The sequence below is a fragment of the Arthrobacter sp. MYb23 genome (assembly GCF_002979775.1).
Classification (GTDB): domain Bacteria; phylum Actinomycetota; class Actinomycetes; order Actinomycetales; family Micrococcaceae; genus Arthrobacter.
Genome location: NZ_PCPR01000016.1, coordinates 95,044 through 116,398, shown reverse-complemented (window position 1 = coordinate 116,398; position 21,355 = coordinate 95,044). Strand labels below are relative to the sequence as shown.

The 21,355-nt window shown below is 64.3% G+C and carries 20 protein-coding genes; 13 read left to right on the top strand and 7 right to left on the bottom strand.

The genetic code is table 11. The annotated features are described in order from the left end of the window. Positions 1–51 precede the first annotated feature (51 nt). The gene (locus CQ020_RS16310; RefSeq protein ID WP_105692798.1) at positions 52–1,215 is read left to right on the top strand and encodes a glycoside hydrolase family 76 protein; all 1,164 of its coding nucleotides are present in this window, start codon (positions 52–54) and stop codon (positions 1,213–1,215) included. Here CQ020_RS16310 and CQ020_RS16305 read toward each other — a convergent pair. Then, a complete protein-coding gene (locus tag CQ020_RS16305; RefSeq protein ID WP_105692797.1) occupies positions 1,212–1,832 on the bottom strand; it encodes a YdeI family protein in 621 nt (206 codons plus the stop codon). The two genes, CQ020_RS16310 and CQ020_RS16305, sit on opposite strands and share 4 nt — an antisense overlap. 74 nt (positions 1,833–1,906) lie before the next feature. Between CQ020_RS16305 and CQ020_RS16300 the strand changes: the two genes are divergently transcribed. Next, positions 1,907–2,647, top strand: a complete 741-nt coding sequence (locus tag CQ020_RS16300; protein WP_105692796.1) for a hypothetical protein — start codon at positions 1,907–1,909, stop codon at positions 2,645–2,647. 8 nt (positions 2,648–2,655) lie between these two features. On the opposite strand, the gene CQ020_RS16295 is transcribed toward CQ020_RS16300, so the two are convergent. Genes CQ020_RS16295 through CQ020_RS16275 form a run of 5 tightly spaced genes read right to left on the bottom strand, consistent with a single transcriptional unit; the run spans position 2,656 to position 10,076 of the window. Beyond that, positions 2,656–3,912, bottom strand: a complete 1,257-nt coding sequence (locus tag CQ020_RS16295; RefSeq protein WP_105692795.1) for a M20 family metallo-hydrolase — start codon at positions 3,910–3,912, stop codon at positions 2,656–2,658. 8 nt (positions 3,913–3,920) lie between these two features. Beyond that, positions 3,921–5,672, bottom strand: coding sequence for an amidohydrolase (locus tag CQ020_RS16290; protein ID WP_105692794.1), 1,752 nt, complete (start codon positions 5,670–5,672; stop codon positions 3,921–3,923). A gap of 8 nt (positions 5,673–5,680) precedes the next feature. Continuing rightward, entirely contained in the window at positions 5,681–7,087 is a 1,407-nt protein-coding gene (locus CQ020_RS16285) for a gamma-aminobutyraldehyde dehydrogenase (protein ID WP_105692793.1), read from the bottom strand. A gap of 14 nt (positions 7,088–7,101) precedes the next feature. Then, positions 7,102–8,748 carry a thiamine pyrophosphate-dependent enzyme gene (locus CQ020_RS16280; protein WP_105692792.1) on the bottom strand — a complete coding sequence of 549 codons (1,647 nt, stop codon included), beginning with the start codon at positions 8,746–8,748 and terminating at the stop codon, positions 7,102–7,104. Beyond that, a complete protein-coding gene (locus tag CQ020_RS16275) occupies positions 8,745–10,076 on the bottom strand; it encodes an MFS transporter (protein ID WP_024819528.1) in 1,332 nt (443 codons plus the stop codon). The genes CQ020_RS16280 and CQ020_RS16275 overlap by 4 nt, the downstream gene beginning before the upstream one ends. Before the next feature lie 136 nt (positions 10,077–10,212). Here CQ020_RS16275 and CQ020_RS16270 point away from each other — a divergent pair, with 136 nt between their 5' ends. The 8 genes from CQ020_RS16270 to tgt all read left to right on the top strand — a co-directional run bounded on the left by CQ020_RS16270 (position 10,213) and on the right by tgt (position 17,809). Beyond that, positions 10,213–11,424 (top strand): CdaR family transcriptional regulator, encoded by a 1,212-nt coding sequence (locus tag CQ020_RS16270; RefSeq protein ID WP_105692791.1) that lies wholly within the window; start codon positions 10,213–10,215, stop codon positions 11,422–11,424. A gap of 156 nt (positions 11,425–11,580) precedes the next feature. Then, entirely contained in the window at positions 11,581–12,948 is a 1,368-nt protein-coding gene (locus CQ020_RS16265) for an MFS transporter (RefSeq protein ID WP_219844522.1), read from the top strand. Further along, on the top strand, positions 12,945–13,352 hold the full coding sequence (locus CQ020_RS16260; protein WP_105692790.1) for a RidA family protein: 408 nt from the start codon (positions 12,945–12,947) through the stop codon (positions 13,350–13,352). The genes CQ020_RS16265 and CQ020_RS16260 overlap by 4 nt, the downstream gene beginning before the upstream one ends. Next, positions 13,349–13,957 (top strand): RraA family protein, encoded by a 609-nt coding sequence (locus CQ020_RS16255; RefSeq protein WP_105692789.1) that lies wholly within the window; start codon positions 13,349–13,351, stop codon positions 13,955–13,957. Before CQ020_RS16260 ends, CQ020_RS16255 begins: the two co-directional genes overlap by 4 nt. A gap of 77 nt (positions 13,958–14,034) precedes the next feature. Continuing rightward, positions 14,035–14,574 (top strand): NUDIX hydrolase family protein, encoded by a 540-nt coding sequence (locus tag CQ020_RS16250; protein ID WP_105692788.1) that lies wholly within the window; start codon positions 14,035–14,037, stop codon positions 14,572–14,574. A gap of 73 nt (positions 14,575–14,647) precedes the next feature. Continuing rightward, a complete protein-coding gene (locus CQ020_RS16245; protein WP_105692787.1) occupies positions 14,648–15,655 on the top strand; it encodes a DUF6707 family protein in 1,008 nt (335 codons plus the stop codon). A gap of 73 nt (positions 15,656–15,728) precedes the next feature. Further along, entirely contained in the window at positions 15,729–16,439 is a 711-nt protein-coding gene (locus CQ020_RS16240) for an SRPBCC domain-containing protein (RefSeq protein ID WP_105692808.1), read from the top strand. A 98-nt stretch (positions 16,440–16,537) separates the two neighbouring features. Further along, on the top strand, positions 16,538–17,809 hold the full coding sequence (gene tgt, locus CQ020_RS16235; RefSeq protein WP_181151913.1) for a tRNA guanosine(34) transglycosylase Tgt: 1,272 nt from the start codon (positions 16,538–16,540) through the stop codon (positions 17,807–17,809). A 99-nt stretch (positions 17,810–17,908) separates the two neighbouring features. Here tgt and CQ020_RS16230 read toward each other — a convergent pair whose 3' ends face one another. Next, positions 17,909–18,619 (bottom strand): queuosine precursor transporter, encoded by a 711-nt coding sequence (locus tag CQ020_RS16230; RefSeq protein WP_105692785.1) that lies wholly within the window; start codon positions 18,617–18,619, stop codon positions 17,909–17,911. Positions 18,620–18,896: 277 nt separating this feature from the next. Between CQ020_RS16230 and CQ020_RS16225 the strand changes: the two genes are divergently transcribed. From CQ020_RS16225 to CQ020_RS16215, 3 genes are all read left to right on the top strand, one after another. Then, positions 18,897–19,559, top strand: a complete 663-nt coding sequence (locus tag CQ020_RS16225; protein ID WP_105692784.1) for a TetR family transcriptional regulator — start codon at positions 18,897–18,899, stop codon at positions 19,557–19,559. Further along, a complete protein-coding gene (locus CQ020_RS16220) occupies positions 19,556–20,473 on the top strand; it encodes a TIGR01777 family oxidoreductase (protein ID WP_105692783.1) in 918 nt (305 codons plus the stop codon). The genes CQ020_RS16225 and CQ020_RS16220 overlap by 4 nt, the downstream gene beginning before the upstream one ends. Positions 20,474–20,552: 79 nt before the next feature. Beyond that, on the top strand, positions 20,553–21,008 hold the full coding sequence (locus tag CQ020_RS16215; protein WP_105692782.1) for a hypothetical protein: 456 nt from the start codon (positions 20,553–20,555) through the stop codon (positions 21,006–21,008). The last annotated feature ends 347 nt before the right edge of the window (positions 21,009–21,355 follow it).

The following is a 21,355-nucleotide window of genomic DNA, read 5'->3' as shown; positions in this document are numbered from 1 at the left end:
TCATCCCCCGGCCCCGCTGGGCCCATCCGCCAGCCCCGATAGGCTATTTCCATGTCCAGCCAGATCGAGCCAGCAGGGGTTCCGGCCCCCTCCACAGACGCCGCCGAGTGGGCAATGCGTGCCAACCGGGCGGCCCGATCGGTGACCCGAAGCTTCGGCAGGCGCCTTTGGTTCCTGCCCGGGACCCACATCGGCGCCGTGAGCCTGCCCAACAACATCCGCGAGAGTCTCTCCGGCCCTTGGCATTACTGGTGGCAAGCGCACTACGTCGACTGTCTGGTGGATGCCGGCCGCCGCGAACTTGCCGGCAAGTCAAAGTTCGACGGCGGCTCCCGGCCGAGCGCCGGCAGGCTCGCTTCCCGGCTGGTCACCACCATCCGATTACGGAACCTGCTGCGATTCGTAAACGACTACTACGACGACATGGCGTGGCTGGCCCTCGCGACCCTGCGCTTGGAGAAGCTGGCAGAGGAGACCAAGAAACCTGGTCGCCGGCGGAACGCGTATGTCCAAAAGTGCCTGACCCTGCAGTTTGATTCCGCTTCCACGGACCACCTTGGCGGTGGCACATTCTGGAGCACCAAACGGGATTTCAAGAACACTCCTGCCACCGCCCCGGTGGCCCTCTACTACGCCCGGACCGGCCACACGGAGCGCGCACAGCAGTTGGTGAACTGGCTCAACAGCAAGCTGCTCCACCCGGAACGGGGCCTGTACCAGGACGGGCTTCGGATCAGCCACGGCGAGGTGGTGGTGGATGGGGCCATTTACACCTACAACCAGGGCCCGGTCCTGGGCGCGCTGCTGGAATTGGGCGGAAAAGACAATCTGCGCAGGGCCGCCCTCTTGGTGGACGCCGTGAGAAGCGAACTGACGCTTCCCGGCACGCGGGTGATCCGCGGCGACGGCACGGGAGATGGCGGGCTCTTTACCGGCATTCTGCTGCGCTATCTCGCGCTTGCAGCCCGGGACGTCAGGCTTCCAGGCAAGACGCGGGAAACGGCCAGATCCTTGGTTCACAGTACGGCAGAAGCGTTCTGGACAGGCCGCCGCGAGGAGAAGAACCAGGCCAAGGCTCGCCGGGAAGAGCCTGCGATCGTGTTCTCTTTCGACCCCCAACGGCCGGCGGACGAAACATATCCGGCGGGGACCGCCGTCGAGCTCTCCACGCAACTTCAAGCCTGGATGGCGCTGGAAGCTGCGGCCACGCTCTAGCTGCCGTTGGAAGAGCCGCCGCTGGAAGCCGGACGCTTCCGCTGCGGGTACGGGGTTTCGTGGCGGGCCAGCATCTCCACGAAACCGGCGATCTTGCGTGCCCGGGTCTCTGCCCGTTTGACCCCGTTGGTGCGGTGAATGAGGGCGAAGCGGTTCTGGGAGGTCAGGACGTCATACATGGCTTGGGCTTCAGGAACGGCTGCGATGGCTGCGGCGAGGTCCTCCGGGACAACCGAGTCGGCGGGGCCAGCGTAGGCGGCTTCCCAGCGTCCATCAGCTTTTGCGGCCTCGACGGCGGCTCGTCCGGCGTCCGTCATTTTGCCCTCGGATTCCAGCCGCGCAATGTGCCCCACGTTGCGAGCTGACCAGATGCTCTTGCGGCCCCGCGGCGTCATGCGCTGCATGTAGCTTTCGGCGTCGCGGCTCTTCGCTTGTCCGTCGATCCAGCCGAAGCACAGGGCTTCGTCCAAGGCGGCGTCGTAGTCCAGCTCCGTGACCGTGCCGCCCTTCTTGTGCAGGATCAGCCACACACCGGGGCACGCTGCGGCGTTCGCCGACAACCAGGTGCGCCACTCGGCGCCGTCTCGGACAAGAAGTTCTTCAAGCTCAATGGGCATGGATTCATTCTGCTGTGAACGGCAGATACGGCATAGGCTGAAACGCGGAAGCCCTGACAAACCCAGGAGGAGCAATGTTGCGATCCCGCCCCATCCACTACACGTCCAGGCCCGAGGAGTGGTCCGCACTCCTGCAAGCGCTGGGCCTGGTGAGAACCGTGGACGACGGCGACTGGCGGGAGTTCGACGCCGGTTCGGGTCGCCTCGCGTTAGCCGCCGTGCAGCATGGCCACCCGCTGGACGGATCCACGGTCTTTGGCGTCGAGGTGGGAAATCTGGAGGAATTTGCCCGGCGTACCGAGGAAGCCGGCACCGAGGCGGAACTCCACGAAGGCCCTGACGGAATTACGGTGCGAATTTCTGCAGACGACGGCTTTGAGTTCTTCGCTTTCCCCGCGGAACGGGCAGCGGATGGCACCTGGGCCACCTCTGGCAACGCCCACCCGGCGCTGACCGTGGTGGCCACCTGGATCAGCCCCTTGGTAGGCCTGGCAGCCAACGCGCTCAGCAACATCGGCGCCAGGCCCCGGAACGAGGACGACGAATCGGCCACGTTCACCACCAAGAACGGCGGAATCCTGCGGGTGATCCACGGAGCGGATGGTGCCAACGGCGATCTCGCGTTCGAGTACGACGACGGGTTGGAACCACTGCTGGAACGCCTCAAGGAAGCGAAAATCGAGGCCCGGATCAGCGAGAACGTCCTGTACATCGCCAACCCTGATGCCTCGGGCGGCGCGGCGCCGGCGTCGATCCTGGTGGAAAGCCCACCGGCTGACCGAACGCCCGCACCGCAAGCGAGCCAGTACAGCTAGAGCTACAGCTAGTCCTCCAGCGCCCCGTCACACAGGCGGCCAACTACCTCGGTGAGCATGGTGAGGCCAGCCACGATGTCCTGGTCCGTGGTGTATTCGTGCTCGTTGTGGGAGATCCCGTCCACGCTGGGCACGAAGAGCATCACGGTGGGAACGAGGTCCTTCATGTTGGTGGAGTCGTGCCCGGCGAGGGTCATGACTTCCTTGTTGGACAGCCCGAGGTCGGCCGCAACCTTGGCCGCGAGCTCCACGCCTTCGGGCTGGTACGGGGTGACGGCCCACGAGTGTGAGTGGTGCTTCTCAACGGACACGTTGGCCAGCCGTTCGATCTCCGTGATGCGGGCGTGTAGCAGGGCGTCGGCCTCGGCCAGGACGGCTTCGTCGGCGCTGCGCAGGTCCAGCAACAGGTTCACGCGGGACGGGACAACCACGGGCGAGTTCGGGTAGACATTGAGCTGACCCACCGAGGTGTGCAGGGCACCTGGGAAGCGATCAGCGAGTTCGCGCGCGGCAACCACCAGCATCGAGGCCCCGAGCAGGGCATCCTTGCGGTCCGCGATCACCGTGGAACCGGTGTGTGCTTGCTCCCCGTGAACCACGAACTCGTACTTGTTCGCGGCCCAGTTGGAGCTGACCAGCCCGATAGTGACGCCTTCACGCTCCATGCTGCGGCCCTGCTCGATATGGATCTCGGCGCAGTACGCTGCCTCCGGCCCCTCAAACGTTCCGCGGCACCCGATAGCGTCCAAGGCGTCGCGCACGGTAACCCCGGCGGCATCCTGGGTGTTCAGTGCGTCCTCGAGTTTTAGCTTGCCGGTGTAGACGGACGAGCCCATCATGGACGGCTTGAAGCGGCTGCCTTCCTCGTTGAACCAGTTGACGACGGCGAGGTTGAACTTGGGTGCCGTGGCGCCGGCTTCCCAGCGGGCTGCCAGGCGGAACGCGGCGTGGGCAGCAGCGAGGACGCCGTACGCGCCGTCGTAACGTCCCGCCGTCGGCTGTGAATCCATGTGCGAGCCCACCACCACGAAGGGCGCACCGGGCACGGCTTCGTAAAGGCCCCACTGGTTGCCGGCGTGATCGAACTTCACCGTGAAGCCGTGCTCCTCCAGGAGGCCGGCGAGCCAGCGGCGCTGTTCGCCGTCGGGAATGGTTGCGGCTTGGCGATCCACGCCGCCGTTCGCCGTGGCACCGAAAGCGCTCATGGTCCGGAAGTCCTGCACGAAGGCGGTGTCCTGGGTGGTGAAACTGGTGGTGATGGTCATGGTCTCCCCTATGAGCTTTGGGTTGCTGATACACGGCCCGCTGAAACACGGGACGCGAACGAACTTTCAGGGGAAAGTTCAGCGTGGAAGTGGGTTGATTGGTAGGTAAAGCGGCCTCCGACGGCGGTGGCCAGGACCTGCAGTTCGCTGATGCTGGGTGCCGTCAACGGTGAGGCCGAAAGGACGGCGAAGTCGGCGAGTTTGCCCGGCGACAGGGTGCCCTTGTCCCCGAGGGAACCCGTGGCTGCGGCGGCTCCGCTGGTGTACGCGGCCAGAGCTTGATGGGGGGTGAGGCGTTCGGCCGGGTTCCCGAAGACGGCCCCGGACCCGGTCCTGCGGTCCACGAACGCCTGCATGCCGCGAAGCACGTTCCCGTCGGCTACCGGCCGGTCCGAGCTTCCCGCGAGCACCACTCCTGCTTCCAGGAAACTTGCTGCCCGGTAGGCCCACGGTAAACGGTCCGGCCCGAGGGACGCGGTCATGCCGTCCCCACCGTCGCGGAAGAAGCTTGCCTGGGGTGTCACGGCAATTCCTGCGTCCGCGAGCCTTGCCAGCTGCTCAGGGCGCGTCATGGAGGCGTGCTCGATCCTGTTGGGCAAGCGGCGCTGCCCGTACACGGCCTGGCAGTGGGTGATGATATCCACGGCGAGGTCAACGGCCCTGTCCCCGATGGCGTGGGCCGCGATGGACCACCCGGCGGCGTAGGCGGCCTCGATGCGTTCCCGCAGCTGGGCGGGGTCCGCTTGGAAGTAGCCGGTATTGCCCCTGTTGTCCTTGTGCCCGTGGCTGCAGAACTCGTGGCTCACGGCTGCGGTTTCGCCCAGAAGCGAGCCATCCAGGAACACCTTTGCGGGGCCGAGGGACAGGTGGTCATTGCCGAATCCGCTGGTGATGCCAAGATCCAGCCCGGCCGGGGTGGCACCAACGCTGTCCGAGGAATGCCCGTTGAGGCCGTGCAGTACATCAAGCACCGGCATGACCTGTGCACGGGCATGCAACCGGCCGTTGGCGGAGGCGCTCTGGTAGGCGGCGAGCTCGGCCGGGCTGTGCCCGATCCACCCGCCGCCCACCCCGGCCTCGGTAAAACTCGTGATGCCCTCGGAGGCGTAGTACAACGTGGCCCTCTCGAGGGCGGCTTCGATCTCCTCCAACGAATACGGCAGGATCAGCTGCTGGATCAACTCCTGGGCCGTCTCCTGGACCAGTCCGGTGGGGTGTCCCGCTGCGTCGCGGACGATCGCACCGCCGTCGGGATCCGGGAACGACGGCGACTCCGCACCTGCCAGCCGCAGCGCGGCGGTGTTGACCACGGCCATGTGCCCGGAGTTGTGGCGCATGAACAGCGGCCGCTCCCCCGTGATGCGGTCCAGCTCGGCAATGTCCGGGAAGGACCCGCCGTGCTGTGTCTGGCTGAACCCGGTAGCGAAGAGCCAGCCCCCGCCGTCGTCGGCGTTGGTACCAGCCCCGGCGTCGCTAACAGCACCTGTCAGCAGCCCATAGAGCTCCTCCAAGCCACGTGCACCGGACACGTCCAACTCCGCGAGGCCCAGCCCGAACCACGTGGTGTGGCAGTGGGCATCAATGAAGCCTGGAGTGACGGTGGCACCGCCAAGGTCCAAGACTTCAACGGCGTCCAAGCCATCCAGATCGTGGTCCAGGCCTACGATGCGGCCCTGCCAGATGCCCAGCGAACCGGCCACCGGGTGGTCCGGATCCATGGTGATGATGTCTGCGTTCCGCAGGAGGAGGTCGAGTTTCATGTCCGGTTCTAGCGGTGGGAGGTGGTGACGGATTTGATGCGCGTGTAGTCCTCAAGTCCGTAGACGGAGAGGTCCTTACCCGTGCCCGAATGCTTGAATCCGCCGTGCGGTGCTTCTGCCGGGATCACCTGGTGGCAGTTGATCCAGACGGCTCCGAAGTCGAGTTCGTTGGATACGCGGGTCACCACGCCGTGGTTCTCGGACCACACGCTGGAGGCCAGCGCGTACTTGGTGCCGTTGGCGAGTTCGATCGCTTCTTCCTCGGTGGCGAACGGTTGGACGGTCAGCACGGGGCCGAAAATTTCGTCGCACACCACCTCGTCTGTCTGGAAGACGCCGTCGATCACCGTCGGCTCAAAGTGGAAGCCGGTTCCGGTGCGCTTTCCACCGGAAAGGACGCGGGCGTTGGCAGGCAGGCGGGACATGAAGCCTTCTACCCGCTCCAACTGCGCAGCACTGTTGAGCGGGCCAAGATCGGCTTCTTCTCCCCCAACCTTCAAGGCAGAGGCGGCGTCGGCCAGGGCTGCTGCGAACTCCGTATGAATGTCCTGGTGCACCAGAACGCGGGTCACCGCAGTGCAGTCCTGCCCGGCATTGAAGAAGGCAGCCAGAGCGATTTCGCTCGCGGTCCGCTGGATATCGACGTCGGCAAACACCACAGCGGGCGCCTTGCCACCAAGCTCCAGGTGAACGTCCTTAAGCGTCTTGGACGCAGCAGACATGACCTGCGCACCGGCCCGGGTGGAGCCCGTAATGGAGACCATCTCCGGGATGTCGTGCTCCACCATCGCAGCGCCGGCTTCGCGACCGCCACACACGACGTTCAGCACGCCGGCCGGGTAGACCTGCTGCGCCAGTTCACCCAGGACCAGAGTGGACCAGGGGGTGGTGTCGGCAGGTTTGAGGACCAGAGTGTTGCCCGCAGCGAGGGCAGGACCGATCTTCCAGATGGCCATCATGAACGGGTAGTTCCACGGCGTAATCTGGGCCACCACACCGATGGGCTCGCGACGAATGGTGGAAGAGAAACCCTCCACGTACTCCGTCTGGGCCGTACCGGAAACCACCCGGCACGCCCCGGCGAAGAAGCGCAGTTGGTCCGCGCCGCGCAGGATTTCGAGCTCTTTGGTAAGGGCGGAAGGCTTGCCGGTGCAGGCAACCTCGGCCTCGAGCAGACGGTCAACGTTCGCCTCGATGAGGTCGGCCAGCTGCAACAGCAGCGACTGGCGCGTTCCCGGCGTCGTGCGCTTGTAGCTCTTGAAAGCTGCGGCAGCGGCCTGGAAAGCGGCGTCGACGGCGGCAGCGTCACTGTCCGGCGCGGTGCCGATCTGCTGGCCCGTGGCGGGGTCGAAGAAGGGCAGGCTGGCCGCGGCGTCCACGGACTCGCCGTTGATGATGTTCTGAAGCTGGATCACAGTGAGGGCTCCGGTCAGTTTGTTGAAGTCTTGGGGGAACGCGTGGTGGGGTCCTGCGGCAGGTGCAACAGGGCCGGGAGCCCTGAGTCGACGGCGCGGCGGAACGCGGCTGCGAAGTCTTCCGTGCGGTCCACGCGCTCGCCGAAACCGCCGTAGGAACGGGCGAGTGCGGCGAAGTCCGGGTTGGTCATGTGCGTGCCGGACGGCCGGTCCGGGTAGTGCGCTTCCTGATGTTCACGGATGGTGGCAAAGATGCCGTTATCCACCACCAGGACGATGAACGCGGCGCCGTAGCCCATGGCCGTGGCGATCTCCTGGCCGTTCATCATGAAACAACCGTCGCCTGCCACGGAGATGACCTGACGGCCGGGATAAGCGAGCGAGGCTGCCACGGCTGCGGGGATACCCATGCCCATGGCACCATTGCGCGGAGCGGCCAGGGAATTGGCCGAGTTGTGGTCCAGGTACCGGGCGGGCCACAGGGCGTGGTTTCCGGCGCCGAAGGTGAGGACGGCGTCGTCGGCCATTTCCTTTGTGAGGACCTCCATGGCGACGCCCAGGTCGACGCCGATGCCGCCGTCGGGCGCCGGCGTGGAGAACGTGAGCTGATCGGCGCGGGCGCTGGCGAACCAGCCTTCCTCGCGGTTACCGGTCGCGTTGGTGGTCGCGTTGGTGGTCGCGTTGGTTGAAGCGAGGGCGTTGGCGAATGCGGTGACATCCGCAACGATGTGCTGGTCCACGCGGCCGAAGTGGCCCAGGAGGTTGGCGTCCGCGTTGACCACGACGGTGTCGGCGTCGAGTCCGCGCTTGTAGCCATCGGAGAGGACGTCGCCGCGGACGCAGCCAACAAAAACGATCAGATCAGCGTCGTCCAGGCGCTGGGCGTTCGCGTCGCTGCGGCCGTAGCCAAGGAAACCGGCGTAGGCATCGCTGCGGTGCGGGACGGCGTCGTAAGCGCGGAAGTCGGCCACCACCGGGACGCTGTTACGGCTCGCCCAAGCGGCCAACTGCTCACCGGATTCCTGGGTCCAGCCTTCACCGCCGACGACGACCAGCGGCTTGCGCGCCGCCGTCAGCTTCCGGTTCAGCTCCTCCAGGTCCGTGAGGGCCGGCTCAGGGCGGGCAACCTTGCGGGGTTCCACAGTGGCGTTCTCCACGACGTGCACCAATACGTCTTCCGGGAGACCGATCACCACGGGGCCGGGGCGTCCGCTGAGGGCGGTGAAGATGGCGTCGTCCACCACGCGGGCGGCGGAAGCGGCGTCGTCGAGGGTCACTACCTTCTTGGCGGTACTGCCGAACCAGGCGTTGATATCGAATTCCTGGAAGGACTCACGCCCGCGGTCGGCCACCGGAATCAGGCCCACGAACAGGATGAGCGGAGTGGCGTCCTGGTAGGCGGTGTGGATGGCGATGAAGGCGTTGGCCGCACCCGGACCACGCGTCACCATGGCAACGCCCGGCAGTTCAGTCAGGCGGCCTTCGGCGAGTGCCATGAACCCGGCACCGCCTTCCTGGCGGGCCACCACGTTCTGGATGGGCGAGCCGTGCAGCCCGTCAAGGACATCGAGGAAGCTCTCGCCGGGAACGGTGTACACACGCTTGACGCCTGCCCGTTCGAGTTGGCCAACAATCAAGTGGCCGGCGGTGGTTGTGCTCAATGCTTCATTCCTTCTTCTTCGATGGAAAGGGCGGGGAGGAACAGTCCGGAGAGTGCCGTCAGTACGGAAACCACCAGCAGGATGATGGCGCCCGGCCAGAAGGAGTTGTTGGCTGCCACCAGGGCGGTGGCGATCAGCGGCACGAAGCCGGAGATGACGCCGGCAGTGTTGGAGGTGATGGCGACGCCGGTGTAACGAACCTTCGTGGCGAACAACGCGGTCAGGGCCGTGCCGGAGACGGCGTACGGGATGGAGAGGACGGCGACGCCGATCATCATGCCCAGGACAACCAGAACGGGGTCGCGGCTGTCGATGGCGAGGAACACCGGGATGGCAATGATGGCCGAAGCCACGCCGCCCCACAGGATGACCTTGCTGGCGCCGAACTTTTCACCCAGGCGGCCGGCCCAGATGAGGGCGCCGATCTCCAGGGCTGCAGCAAGCAGGGTGCCCATGAGCAGGAGTTCAGAGGGCAGTTTGAGGACCTTGGTGCCGTAGAAGACCACAAAGCTGGTGATGAGGTAGAAGCCACCGATGCCGAGCAAAGCCGAGCACATGCCCACCAGGATCTGGCGCCAGCTGTTCTTCAGGACGCCACGGATGGGAGCGTGTTCGGTCTCGCCGGACTCCATGAGGGCTTCAAATTCGGGTGATTCGCTGAGGCGGCTGCGGATCCACAGTGAGATGGCCAGCAGCGGGATGGCTGCGATGAAGGGGATGCGCCAGCCCCAGGCGTCAAAGTTGCTCTGACCCACCAGGAACAGCATGCCGAAGAAGCCGCCGGAGGACAGGATGGTGCCGATCGGGGAACCGATCTGCGGCAGTGCGGCGTAGCGTGCACGCTTCTCCACTGGTGCATTCTCGACGGCGATAATCACCGCGCCGCTCCACTCACCGCCGACGGCGAGGCCCTGGACGATGCGCAGGGCAACCAGCAGGATGGGGGCCGCCAAGCCGATGGTCATGTAGTTCGGCAGGAGGCCAATGAGGCCGGTGACAATGCCGATGCCCACGATGGTGACCATGAGGATCTTCTTGCGGCCAACCTTGTCTCCGAGGGCACCGAAGATGAAGCCACCGATCGGCCGGGCTACGAAGCCGACTGCGAGTGTGGCGAAGGATCCCATGGCCGCCACGAAGGGGTCCTGGGAAACGAAGAACTGTGCGTTGAACACCAGCGCAGCGGCTGTGGTGAAAAGGAAGAAGTCGTACCATTCCAGTGCAGTGCCCACGAGGGCAGCCAGGGCCACCTTCTTGGTAACGCTTTCATCGACGACGCGTACTGCCGTGGGACTTGCGTCCGTGGCTCCGCTGACCGTGCTTGCCATAGTTGCTCCATGAGTGCGAACGGGACCGGACGTTGGGGGTGCCCGGGCAAATTTGTGTGACTCAATCCATAGTGCCAGTAGTTTTTCCCAAAAAGACTAGCAATCCACCACGGAATCAGGGCGCTAGAATGTGTGAATGCACAATTCCGATACTTCAGGGCATTCTGTTCGCTGGGCCGAGTTGGTGGATGAACTCGAAGGCAGACTGGACACCCTGGCCCAGGCCTTCACCACCAGGGTCCGGGAGATCCCCGAGTACGGCGAAAGCCAAGTGACAGTCCTGGAAATCCAGGAGACTGCACGGGAGACATTCCGGCGGCTGATCAGCGGCCTGAGGAATGGCAGGACAGACAGCCGCGATGGCCTGCTCGACTTCGCTTCCGACCTTGGCTCCAAACGCGCCAGGGCCGGCATTCCACCGGAGTCCCTCACCTCTGCCGTACGGCTGGACTTCAGCATTCTCTGGGCCGAACTCCTGGAGATCGCCCACACCGAGGACGCCGCCTTGCTGGCCACCCGGGTGGACCAGGTATGGAGCGTGGTGGACGAATTTGCCACCCGGACGCACACCAGTTACCTGACCGAGCGCGTCAGCATGGCACAGGAAGAGTCCAGCATCCAACGGGAGTTCATTGCACGCCTGTTCAACCAGAGCAGCCCCTCCTTGGAAACGTCCTCCCAAGTAGCTGCGGCACTGGGCATCAGCCCTGAGCAACGCTTCGCCCTGGTGGCAGCAAGCGGCGAACCCGGAGCCCGGCTTCGCGCCGCAACATCCCAGTTCGGATCAGGGCAGCACACCCGGCAGCGTTTGTTCCTCCACGAGTCCGGCGGCAACACCTACGTTTTCTGGGCGCTGCCGGCTGTTCGGACGCGGGGTCCTGAGCCCCTTGGCGAGACGCGCAGCCCTGAAGCCGAAGGTCAGCAGCTGCCACCCGGCGTCGTCGATGTCCCCTGTGGCTACGTGCCCGAAGTCCTTGGACTGCGGGCCCTCCCAGGGGCCGCCCGCACGGCCGAGAGCCTGGCCGCTTTGCTGCGGCCACGCGATTCCGGTCCACTGTCAGCCGATTCCGCGTGGGCCCGGCTGGCCCAGCAAAACCTGCAGGACGCAGGCCTGGACCTCGCCGCGGAGCTCGAAGAGGCCCTGGCCGAGTGCCGCGGCGGCGAGCGCGAACGCCTGCTGGAAACGGTCCGGAACTACCTGGCCACCGGCAATGTCACCGTCACGTCCGAGCAACTCTTTTGCCACCGCAACACCATCCTCAACCGACTCAACCGCTTCCAGGAGCTGACGGGAATCGACCTCGCCGTTCCTGCGAAGACGGCACGGCTGGTGGTGGCGTGGGCCTAGCGCCCTTGTGGCGGCCATAGCGCTTCGGTGTGTGTTTCCACATTCCTGGCCCCGAATTGCTGGAGTTTATGCCATTGATGGTGTGATCCGGCACACACCATAGTTGTAGCTACCTTGCACCGGACATTCGTCCCCGCACCCCATCCGGAGAATCAGATGGCCCACACGGTAGATACTTCCTCCGCATCCACATCCAGGCTGGACCTGGCCAAGATGCGCAAGATTGCCCTTGCCAGCGTTATTGGCACCACCGTCGAGTGGTACGACCTTTTCGTGTTCGGAACAGCGTCCGCCCTCGTCTTCAACAAGATCTTCTTCCCCAGCTTTGATCCGATCGTCGGCACCATGCTGGCGTTTGGCACGTTCGCTTCCGCCTACATTGCCCGCATGGTGGGCGCCATCATCTTCGGCCACTTCGGAGACCGGTTGGGCCGCAAATCCATGCTGCTGGTCTCCCTCCTGACCATGGGAGCGGCAACGTTCGCCATCGGCCTGCTGCCCGACTACAACAGCATCGGCATCATGGCGCCACTGCTGTTGCTGTTCCTCCGTGTCATCCAGGGCCTGGCCCTCGGCGGCGAATGGGGCGGCGCCGTGCTCATGACGGTTGAACACGCCCCTCCCGCCCGTCGGGGCTTCTACGGTTCACTGGTGCAGGTTGGCGTCCCCGCAGGCACCCTGATCGCCAACGTGGCCTTCCTGATTGTGGCCTCCACGGTCAGCACCGAGGCCCTGTACTCGTGGGGCTGGCGCATTCCATTCCTGGCCTCGGTGCTCCTGGTCACCGTGGGCATCTACATCCGGCTGCACATCGAGGAAACCCCGTCCTTCCAGGCAGTCAAGACCGCCGGTGCCAAAGCCAAGATGCCGTTCGCCGCGCTGATGGCCAAGTACTGGAAGCAGGTTGTCCTGGGCGGCGTCGCCACCCTGTCCACGGGCAGCACCTTCACCCTGCTGGTGGCCTCCGGCGTCTCCTACGGCAAGAAGGAACTCGGCCACTCGGAGAGCCTGATGCTCTGGGTGGTCCTGGCCTCCTGCATCCTGGGACTGTTCCTCATCCCGTTCTTCGGAAAGCTCTCCGATAAGTTCGGCCGCAAACCCATCATCTTCGCCGGGGTCGCTGCCGAAGCCGCCCTCGCGTTCCCCATGTTCTGGCTCATGGACACCAAATCGGTGGCACTGCTCTTCGTCGCCTACCTGGCCATGATGACCGCGTTCTGCGCCAACTACGGGCCCATCGCCACGTTCCTTGCCGAGCTCTTCGGATCCAAGGTCCGCTACTCCGGCCTGTCCGTGGCCTACATGCTCTCCGGCCTCCTGGGCAGCGCCGCCACCCCGTTCGTCACCACCTGGCTCCTGGGTATGACGGGACAGAGCTCCTCGATCGCCTGGTACATCATGGCCGCAGCCGGGCTGTCCCTGGTGGCGCTCTTCCTGCTGACCGAAACCCGGTACGGCAACATCGACGCCGTCGATGAAGCCCCGGCGTCCGCTGGCTCCACGGAAGCCGCGGCAGCGAAGTGACCGTTCCCACCATCGGGCGCTTGGCCGGTATCCCCGGCCAGGCGCCCGCCGTCGGGCCCTTTTCCCCGGCGGTCATTGCCAACGGTTTCGTCTTCACCTCCGGCCAGATCCCCGCGATCACCGGCCTGGATGACCAGCCGGACACCTTCGAAGGGCAAGTCCGGCAAACCATCCAGAACCTGGCGGGCGTGTTGGAAGCCGCAGGGTCCAGCCTCGACCACGTGGTCAAGGTCAACACGTACCTCACCAGCCAGGATCAGCTCGAGGAATACAACCGCGTGTACGTGGAATACTTCGGCACCGCCAAACCCACCCGGACCACCGTATGCGTGAGTCTCTGGGGCGTGTCCCTGGAAATCGAATGCGTGGCTGTAGTTGCCCAGGACCCGGAGGTAACCCCATGAGCCCAGCACTCCTGCAGGAGCTGAGCGATGTCAGCTACCCCACCATCGGGCACTTCCTTGAGGACGGCTTCGTCTCCCCTTCCATCCAGTCGCTGCTGGCAAACGTGAAAATTGCCGGACCCGCCGTCACAGTGCGGATCGCAGACCACGATGCCACCGCCATGAACCACGCGCTCCTCGCGCTCCGTCCAGGCGATGTACTGGTGGTGGACATGGGCGGCGACCACCAGCATGCACCCGTGGGGGCCGTCACGGCAGCCGCCGCGCTCGCCCAAGGAGCAGCCGGCGTCGTGGTTGATGGCGTGGCCACTGACGTCCTGGAACTCCGGGAGGCCAGCCTGCCCGTATTCGCCCGCGGGACGTCCTGCCTGACCACCAAACGCCTGCACGGGACCGGCTCCGCCGTCAACGTCCCGGTGCACTGCGGAGGCGTGCAGGTCAACCCCGGAGACCTGGTCCTGGGCGACGACAACGGGCTGATCATCCTCTCCCCCGAAGCTGCACGCGACGTGCTGGGGAAGGCCCTCGCCTCGGACGCGGCGGAGCCCGCCATCCTTGCCCGCATAACATCCGGGGAGCCGCTCGCGTCCATTCTGGCCCTCTAATACCGCCGAGAGCGTAACCACGCAGCCACCGGAACGCCACCAAGGAACTTCGGCTGGGGATGGGGTAGAACTTAACCATGAGCGTACGTACACCCGACCCGTATCCAGGCTGGCTTTCAGATGAAGACCTCTTCGAAGCCCGCGGCCGACTCCCCATGGTCTACGTGGAGGCCGTCCCGGTCAGGCTGGATCCGCTCGGGTACGTGAACGAAGTTGGCACCCTCCTGCAGGGCGACGCCGACGGCAACATGGTGCGCTACCTCGTCTCCGGCCGCGTTCTCTACCGCGAGACCATCCGCGCAGCGCTCCTGCGGCACATGGAAAAGGACCTCGGTCCCCTGGCGTTCCCGCAGCTGCCCATCAGCCCCGTCCCCTTCACAGTGGCCGAATACTTCCCTGCCCCGTCACAGACCGGCTTCACCGACGACAGGCAACACGCCGTCTCGCTGGCCTACGTCATCCCGGTGACCGGCGAATGCGAACCGCGCCAGGATGCCTTGGAACTCACGTGGATGACGCCCCAAGAAGTGCTCAGCGACAACGTCCAGCAGGAATTCGACGGCGGCCGCGGGAACCTCGTGCGGCAGGCACTGGCTTTCTCGGGCATCGTCCTCTAGCGGGTCCCCGCCCCCGCGCCAGCCGGTCTTTGTAGACTGGACGGCGGACCCCACGAGAACCAAAGGACTTCCGATGACTCACAGCCCAGCCACACAGCAGTACACAGAAAAGCAGGCTGGGGACCTGCAGCCCGGAGATTTTGTGTTCCCACCCGGTGACGGGCCGGCCGAGGAAATCAGCACCATCGAGGTGCAGAACGACGACTACGGCGTGGCAGCCCTGCTGCTGGTGACAATGGTCGACGGCGGCGCGGTGCGGATCGCTGTCGGGTCCAGTGTTCCTGTGGGCGAGGGGGTTCCTGTGGGCTCTGGTGATGCGCCGGGTTCTGGTGATGCGACCGGCTCTGGTGATGCGCCTGACTCCAGCACCTCCGCCGAACCCGACGCCGAGGCTCCCGCCGGACCCGCCGTCGTCGTGCCTCCCCGCCCGGAGACACCCCCGGCGCATACCGGACCCAGCGCCGAAGAACTGGCACTCATCCCCGAGCCGGACGGCACCCCGGAAGCTGTTGTGCGCGCGGCTGCTGCCGACCACAAGGGCAAGAACGGCGTGCAGGTGTTGTCGGAACGGCTCGCGAAGGGCATCAACACCAAGTCCGGGAGCTGCCTCCGGGACCTCAGTGATCTCGCCTTCGATCTGTGCATTGTGCTGCGGGACCCGGACCACGCGCTGGCTGTGGCCGATCTGCTCAATGTGCTGCCCTTCGACGGCAACCTGGACCGCTGGGCATCGATCGAAAGGGCGCTGGCGCTGTCCAGCTTCATCTGCCGCGAAGCCGGTCAAGCCGAACGTGCCGCGGTCTACGAGAAACTGCTGCGCTCCCCCGAGTCCCAGGAAGAGGATCCGTTCAAGGCCCGGATCAATGCGCGGGTCCGCCAGCGCTCGCTCAACGAACCCAACCTTTATGACAAGGAAATCTTCCGCGCGATCGACAACGGCAACCACGAAGCCGAGCGCGAATGGCGGTTCCTTCGCCTCGAAGCGCTGATGTTCCTGCGTGCCCACGGCGGTTCGAAGACCATTGGCGAAGAAGAGCTGGCGCGTCGGATCGGCAATGAACTGGAATCGGTGCGCGCATAGGATTCCCCGTTCGGTTTATTTCCGGAAGATCAAGACCTGTTATGTGGGCGCCAACGGCGGTAGATTCGGGGCCATGACGAACAATCTGAGCGTTGTGATTAATGCCGACGCGCAGCAGGTTTGGACAATGCTGCGTGAACCGTCCCTGGTCGCTCAATGGCACGGCTGGGAAGCTGACGACCTCAGCGACGAAATCAAACAGATCTACTTCAACACGGACGTCGTGGAAGGACCCGATCATACGAGCCTGACCGTTAACGGCGGCGATGTCTTTGAACTCCACCCCGTTTCCGGCGGTACGGAAGTCAGAATTACCAGGGTTGCCCTGGACCACGACTCCGAGTGGGCCGACTGGGACGAGGACATCACCCAGGGTTGGCTCACGTTCCTTCATCAACTGCGCTTCGCGCTGGAGCGTCACCCGCACGGGCACCGGCGGACGCACTTCGTCTCCGTCTCCGGCAAAGGCGGTCCAGCCATTGAGAAGCTGGGGCTCGGGGATTTGCCGCCCGTCGGCGAAGAGTATTCGCTCACACTTTCCACGGGCGAGAAGATCTCCGGCAAAGTCTGGTTCAAGAGCCGGCACCAGGTTGGCCTCACCGTCCACAGCTACGCCGAGCATGGCGAAGGGCTGCTGATTGTGGCTGAGCAGCTGCCCATCCCGGAGAAAAGGCCCGACGGCGGGTCCATGGTGATTGCCTCAACCTACGATTTGGGGGCCCACACCTTGGCCGATATCAGGTCCTCGTGGGACAACTGGAAGGCTGAGAACAGCGGGTCCTAGGGTTTCCTGAACAGGTTACTCCCGGTAAAGCTGGCACACTTGGTAGCGTGCCAGCTTCCCTTCCTGCTTCCGCGTCTGTGCCCTCCCCTACTCCTGCTCTGCCTGACTTGGCTGCCCGGCAATCGGAGTTCTCCTTCTCGGTGGGCAAGCGCCTTACCGAAACGTGCCCGCCGTCGGACGCTCAGGTAGACGCCAACGGCGGCGCTTTCCTTGGCCGGACCGGAACCATCACCACACCGCACGGAACCATCCAGACGCCCGCGTTCATCGCCGTCGGGACCAAAGCCACCGTGAAAGCAGTGCTGCCCGAGTCCATCGCCGAGCTCGGTGCCCAGGCCGTGCTGGCCAACGCGTACCACCTCTACCTGCAACCCGGGCCGGAGATCCTCGATGCCGCGGGTGGACTGGGCGCCTTCATGAACTGGTCCGGGCCAACCTTCACCGATTCCGGTGGATTCCAGGTGATGAGCCTGGGCTCGGGGTTTAAGAAGGTCATCGACATGAAGAACGTGGACAGCTCCGGGCCGGATGACGCAGTGGCTCCGGGCAAGGAACGGCTCGCACACATTGACGACGACGGTGTCTGGTTCAAATCGCACCTCAACGGGGACAGGCACCGCTTCTCCCCCGAGATCTCCATGCAGGTCCAGCACCAGATCGGCGCGGACATCATGTTCGCCTTCGACGAGCTGACCACGCTGCAGAACTCGCGGGCCTATCAGGAGGAGTCGCTGGAACGGACGCGGTTGTGGGCGCTTCGCTGCCTGGAGGAGCACGCTTCGTTGACTTCTTCCCGCGCGGGCAAGCCCTACCAGGCATTGTTCGGCGTCATCCAGGGCGCGCAGTATGAGGACCTGCGCCGCAAAGCCTGCCAGGACCTCGGCGCCATGCCGTTTGATGGTTACGGGATCGGCGGGGCGCTGGAGAAGGAAAACCTGGGCACCATTGTGCGGTGGTGCAACGAGGAACTGCCCGAGGACAAGCCCCGGCACCTCCTGGGGATCTCTGAGCCGGACGACATCTTTACTGCGATTGAGAACGGCGCCGACACGTTCGACTGCGTCTCCCCCACGCGTGTGGCCCGTAATTCCGCGTTCTACACTCCGTTTGGCCGATTCAACTTGTCCGGAGCTCGCTATAAAACCGATTTCGGGCCGTTACAGGATGGCTGCGACTGCTACACGTGTGTGAACTACTCGCGCGCCTACATCCACCACCTGTTCAAGGCCAAGGAAATGCTCTCGGCAACGCTGATCTCCATCCACAACGAGCGCTTCGTGGTGAAGATGGTGGACGACGCACGCCTAGCCATCGAGTCCGGGGACTTCTTCGAGTTCAAGGCGGAGACGCTGGGCCGGTACTACTCGTAGGTGCTTCTCGCGCCGAGATCGCCGGAAGCGTGCGTGAGCGTGCGGAAACTTCCGGCGAACTCACACGCTTCCGGCGAACTCGGCCAGTTGCGCGGGGGCCTACGCGGCGACTACCCCGTAGCTGGGCTCGCGCTTCTTGATCCAGCCGACAACCAGCACGGTGACCGGGACGAACAGGAACTCCACGGCGGTCTTGTACACGAAACCAACAAGGACGTAGTTCAGGAACGAGCCCGCATCCGTGATGCCAATGACCGATGCTGCGATGCTGCAGAAGATCAGGGTGTCCACAAATTCGCCCACCACTGACGAACCCATCAGGCGTGCCCAGAGGGACTTCTCACCCGTGCGGGCCTTCATCTTCACCAGGATCCAGGAGTTGATGGTCTGCCCCGCAAGGAAGGCCAACAGCGAGGCGAGGACAATCTGCGGCACGGGTCCAAGTGCGCCTTCAATGGCCGCTTGCTTGCTGGTGCCGTACTCGTCATTGAAGCCGGGCAGCACGATGATGATCCAGTAGCAGAGCGAGGCGAACACCGAGAGCGCGAACGAGGTGATGATCGCCTTGCGCGCCACCTTGAAGCCGTAGACCTCGCTCATGACGTCGCCCAGGATGTAGGCAATCGGGAACAGGAAGAACCCGCCGTCCGTGATGATCGGTCCGAGCACAACGCCCTTGGAAGCACCAATGTTGGACAGGATCAGCACCACGGCCATGATGGCCAACATGATGCCGAAATACGGGGAGCCGATCGACGCGAAGCGCGGCGCGGGCTTACTCAAGGTACTGGAGCCTGAGGGCGAGGGCATGGGTCATCCATTTCTTAGTGGTTCGCGCAGGCTGCCTGGCTGAGGCGCCCCGCTGTATTAGCACTGTGGTTGGTGGGGCATCCGGCCCGGCACCGGTTCCATTGTCCCACCCCTTCCCCCAAACCCTCTCTCACTTCCCGCGTGCTTGAACCAGTCCCTCTCTCACATCCCGCGTGCTTGAACCAATCCCTCTTTCACATCCCTTTTTTGAACACGTTCAGAACTCGTGGCATACTCATTCTTGAACACGTTCAAAACATTCTGTGAGGAGCATGGCATGGCCGCAAAGAGTGAACAGACCCGCCAACTGGTGGCCGACGTCGCACTGAAGATGTTTCGCGAGGTCGGCTTCGAAAAGACCACCATGCGCGCCATTGCGCAGGAAGCCGGGGTGTCGGTGGGGAACGCTTACTACTACTTCGCTTCCAAAGACGATCTCGTGCAGGAGCTGTACATCCAGGTCCAGGATGAACATGCGGTGGTCGCGGCGCATGCCCTCGAAGGGGTTCAGGATCTCGTGGGCCGCCTGAAAGCAGTGCTGCATACCGGCGTCGACGTCATGGCGCCGTACCACCAGTTCGGTTCCGATTTCATTGCGACGGCGATCCGGCCGTCGTCGCCCGTCAACCCGTTCGGCGAGGCGTCCACCGCCGCCCGTGAGGCTTCGCTCGCCATCTTCCGGTCCGCCGTCGAAGGTGCCTCGCCCGCCGTCGCGAAGAAGCTGCGCCGTGACCTGCCCGAGCTGCTATGGCTGGCGCACATGGGCGTCGCGCTGTTCTGGGTTTACGACCGATCCGAGGGCCAACGCCGTACGCGCAAGCTGATCGACGGGGCGGCTCCGCTGGTGGCGCGCGGTTTGTCGCTGGCGAAGATTCCCGGCGTGAGCAAGGTTTTCGACGACGCCCTGGGACTCGTGCGCAGCGTCAAGGAAGACTCGTGAAGCCGCGGACCGTGGTGCTCGCGGGTGCGAGCGGCTTTATTGGCAGCTACTTCAAGCGGCGGTTTCTTGAGGAGGGCTGGCAGGTCCGGACCGTTGGGCGTGATGCTTCAGCTGACGCGCAGTGGAACGACGACGGCGCCATCACCACGGCGCTGGATGGCGCCGAACTGCTGGTGAACCTCGCCGGACGGTCCGTGAATTGCCGCTATGACGAACGGCATCGGCGGGAGATTCTGGACTCCCGGGTTCTGACCACACGGACGTTGGGCCGGGCTGTTGCTGCCTGCGCCGAACCTCCCAGGACGTGGATCAACTCAAGTACAGGCACCATCTACCGGCATGCTGAAGACCACCCGCAGACTGAGGCCTCAGGCGAACTGGGCCATGGGTTCTCCGTGGACGTGGCCTGCGCTTGGGAGGACGAGTTGGCTGCGGCCGATGTGCCTGATACCCGTAAGGTGCCTCTGCGCATTGCGATTGTACTGGGGCCTGGCGGTGGCGTAATGGGTCCGTTCCGGAATCTCGCCCGCCTCGGATTGGGCGGGCACATGGGACCGGGTACGCAGAAGTTCAGCTGGATCCATGTGGAGGATTTGTTCCGCTCGGTGATGTTTATCCACGAGCATGGTGAGCTCACTGGTCCGGTGAATGCGGCGACACCCTACCCCGTAGACAACCGCGAACTGATGTCACTGGTCCGGCAAAGCATGGGTGTGCCGTTTGGTATTCCGACACCGGCCTGGCTACTCGAGGCCGGAGCCGTCCTGATCCGGACGCAGACCGAGTTGGTCCTCAAGAGCAGATGGGTAGAACCCCGGAAACTGCTCGACGCCGGCTTCTCGTTTGAGCACCCCTGTCTTACCGGCGCCCTCAACCAGATCGCCAGCGCACGCCATGCACCCTCTCTCACATAACCGCCCCTTCAGCCGGACGCTCGCTCACATCCCTCGGGTTTCAGCCCGACGCTCTTCCACATCATTTAGGAAGGTAGCCATGAGTCAAGAACCATGGACTGACGAGGATGAGTACTCGTCGGCGACGCGGAGCCCGTCCGCTGGTTGGCGTTACGGTCCGAAGGACCGGGTGGTGCTCGGCGGCAAGGGGCTGGCTATGGGAATTGCCGTAGCGCATCTGACATTCTGCGCTTTATGGGGCATCCAAGCACCGGGATGGGCCATCATTGTCTTCCTTTACAGCTTGCTCCCGGTGTGGGCCATAGGCGCAGCAGTAGGGTCACTTCTCGGTTTGGCCCTGCGGCGAGTCCGGAATCAGTGGCTTCACGTTGCCGCGTTTATCGCCGGGGGTTTGCTCATGTGTGCGCCGTTTGGCGGATTTTCAGCGTCGGGTCCGCTACTTTTCTCGTCGTCGATTGCCTTGGCCGCTGGTATTGGCCGACTCGCCGCGTGGAAGCTCGTGCGCATCAACGACGCCGGCGCGCTCAGCGAGTAGTTCGCCGAGGGATGTGAGAGAGGGACGCGCGCAAACCCGAGGGACGTGAGAGAGGGACGCGTGGAAGCTCGTGCGCATCAACGACGCCGGCGCGCTCAGCGAGTAGTTCGCCGAGGGATATGAGAGAGCGTGAGTCCGTGCCGGCAGCAAACGCTAGCCGAAACCTAAGGAAGTGTTAGGAAATCCCCCGCTGACTAGGGCTGTGCCGTGCATCACCCATAGTTTGGAACATGTCCTCTTCACCTTGGAGGGCCTTTCTTAGTCGACGAAGAGCCATGCGCAAGGACGCCATGAGCACCCGCTTCATGGACAGAACGAACTCATGCAAGACACGGCCGCTGCAAAAC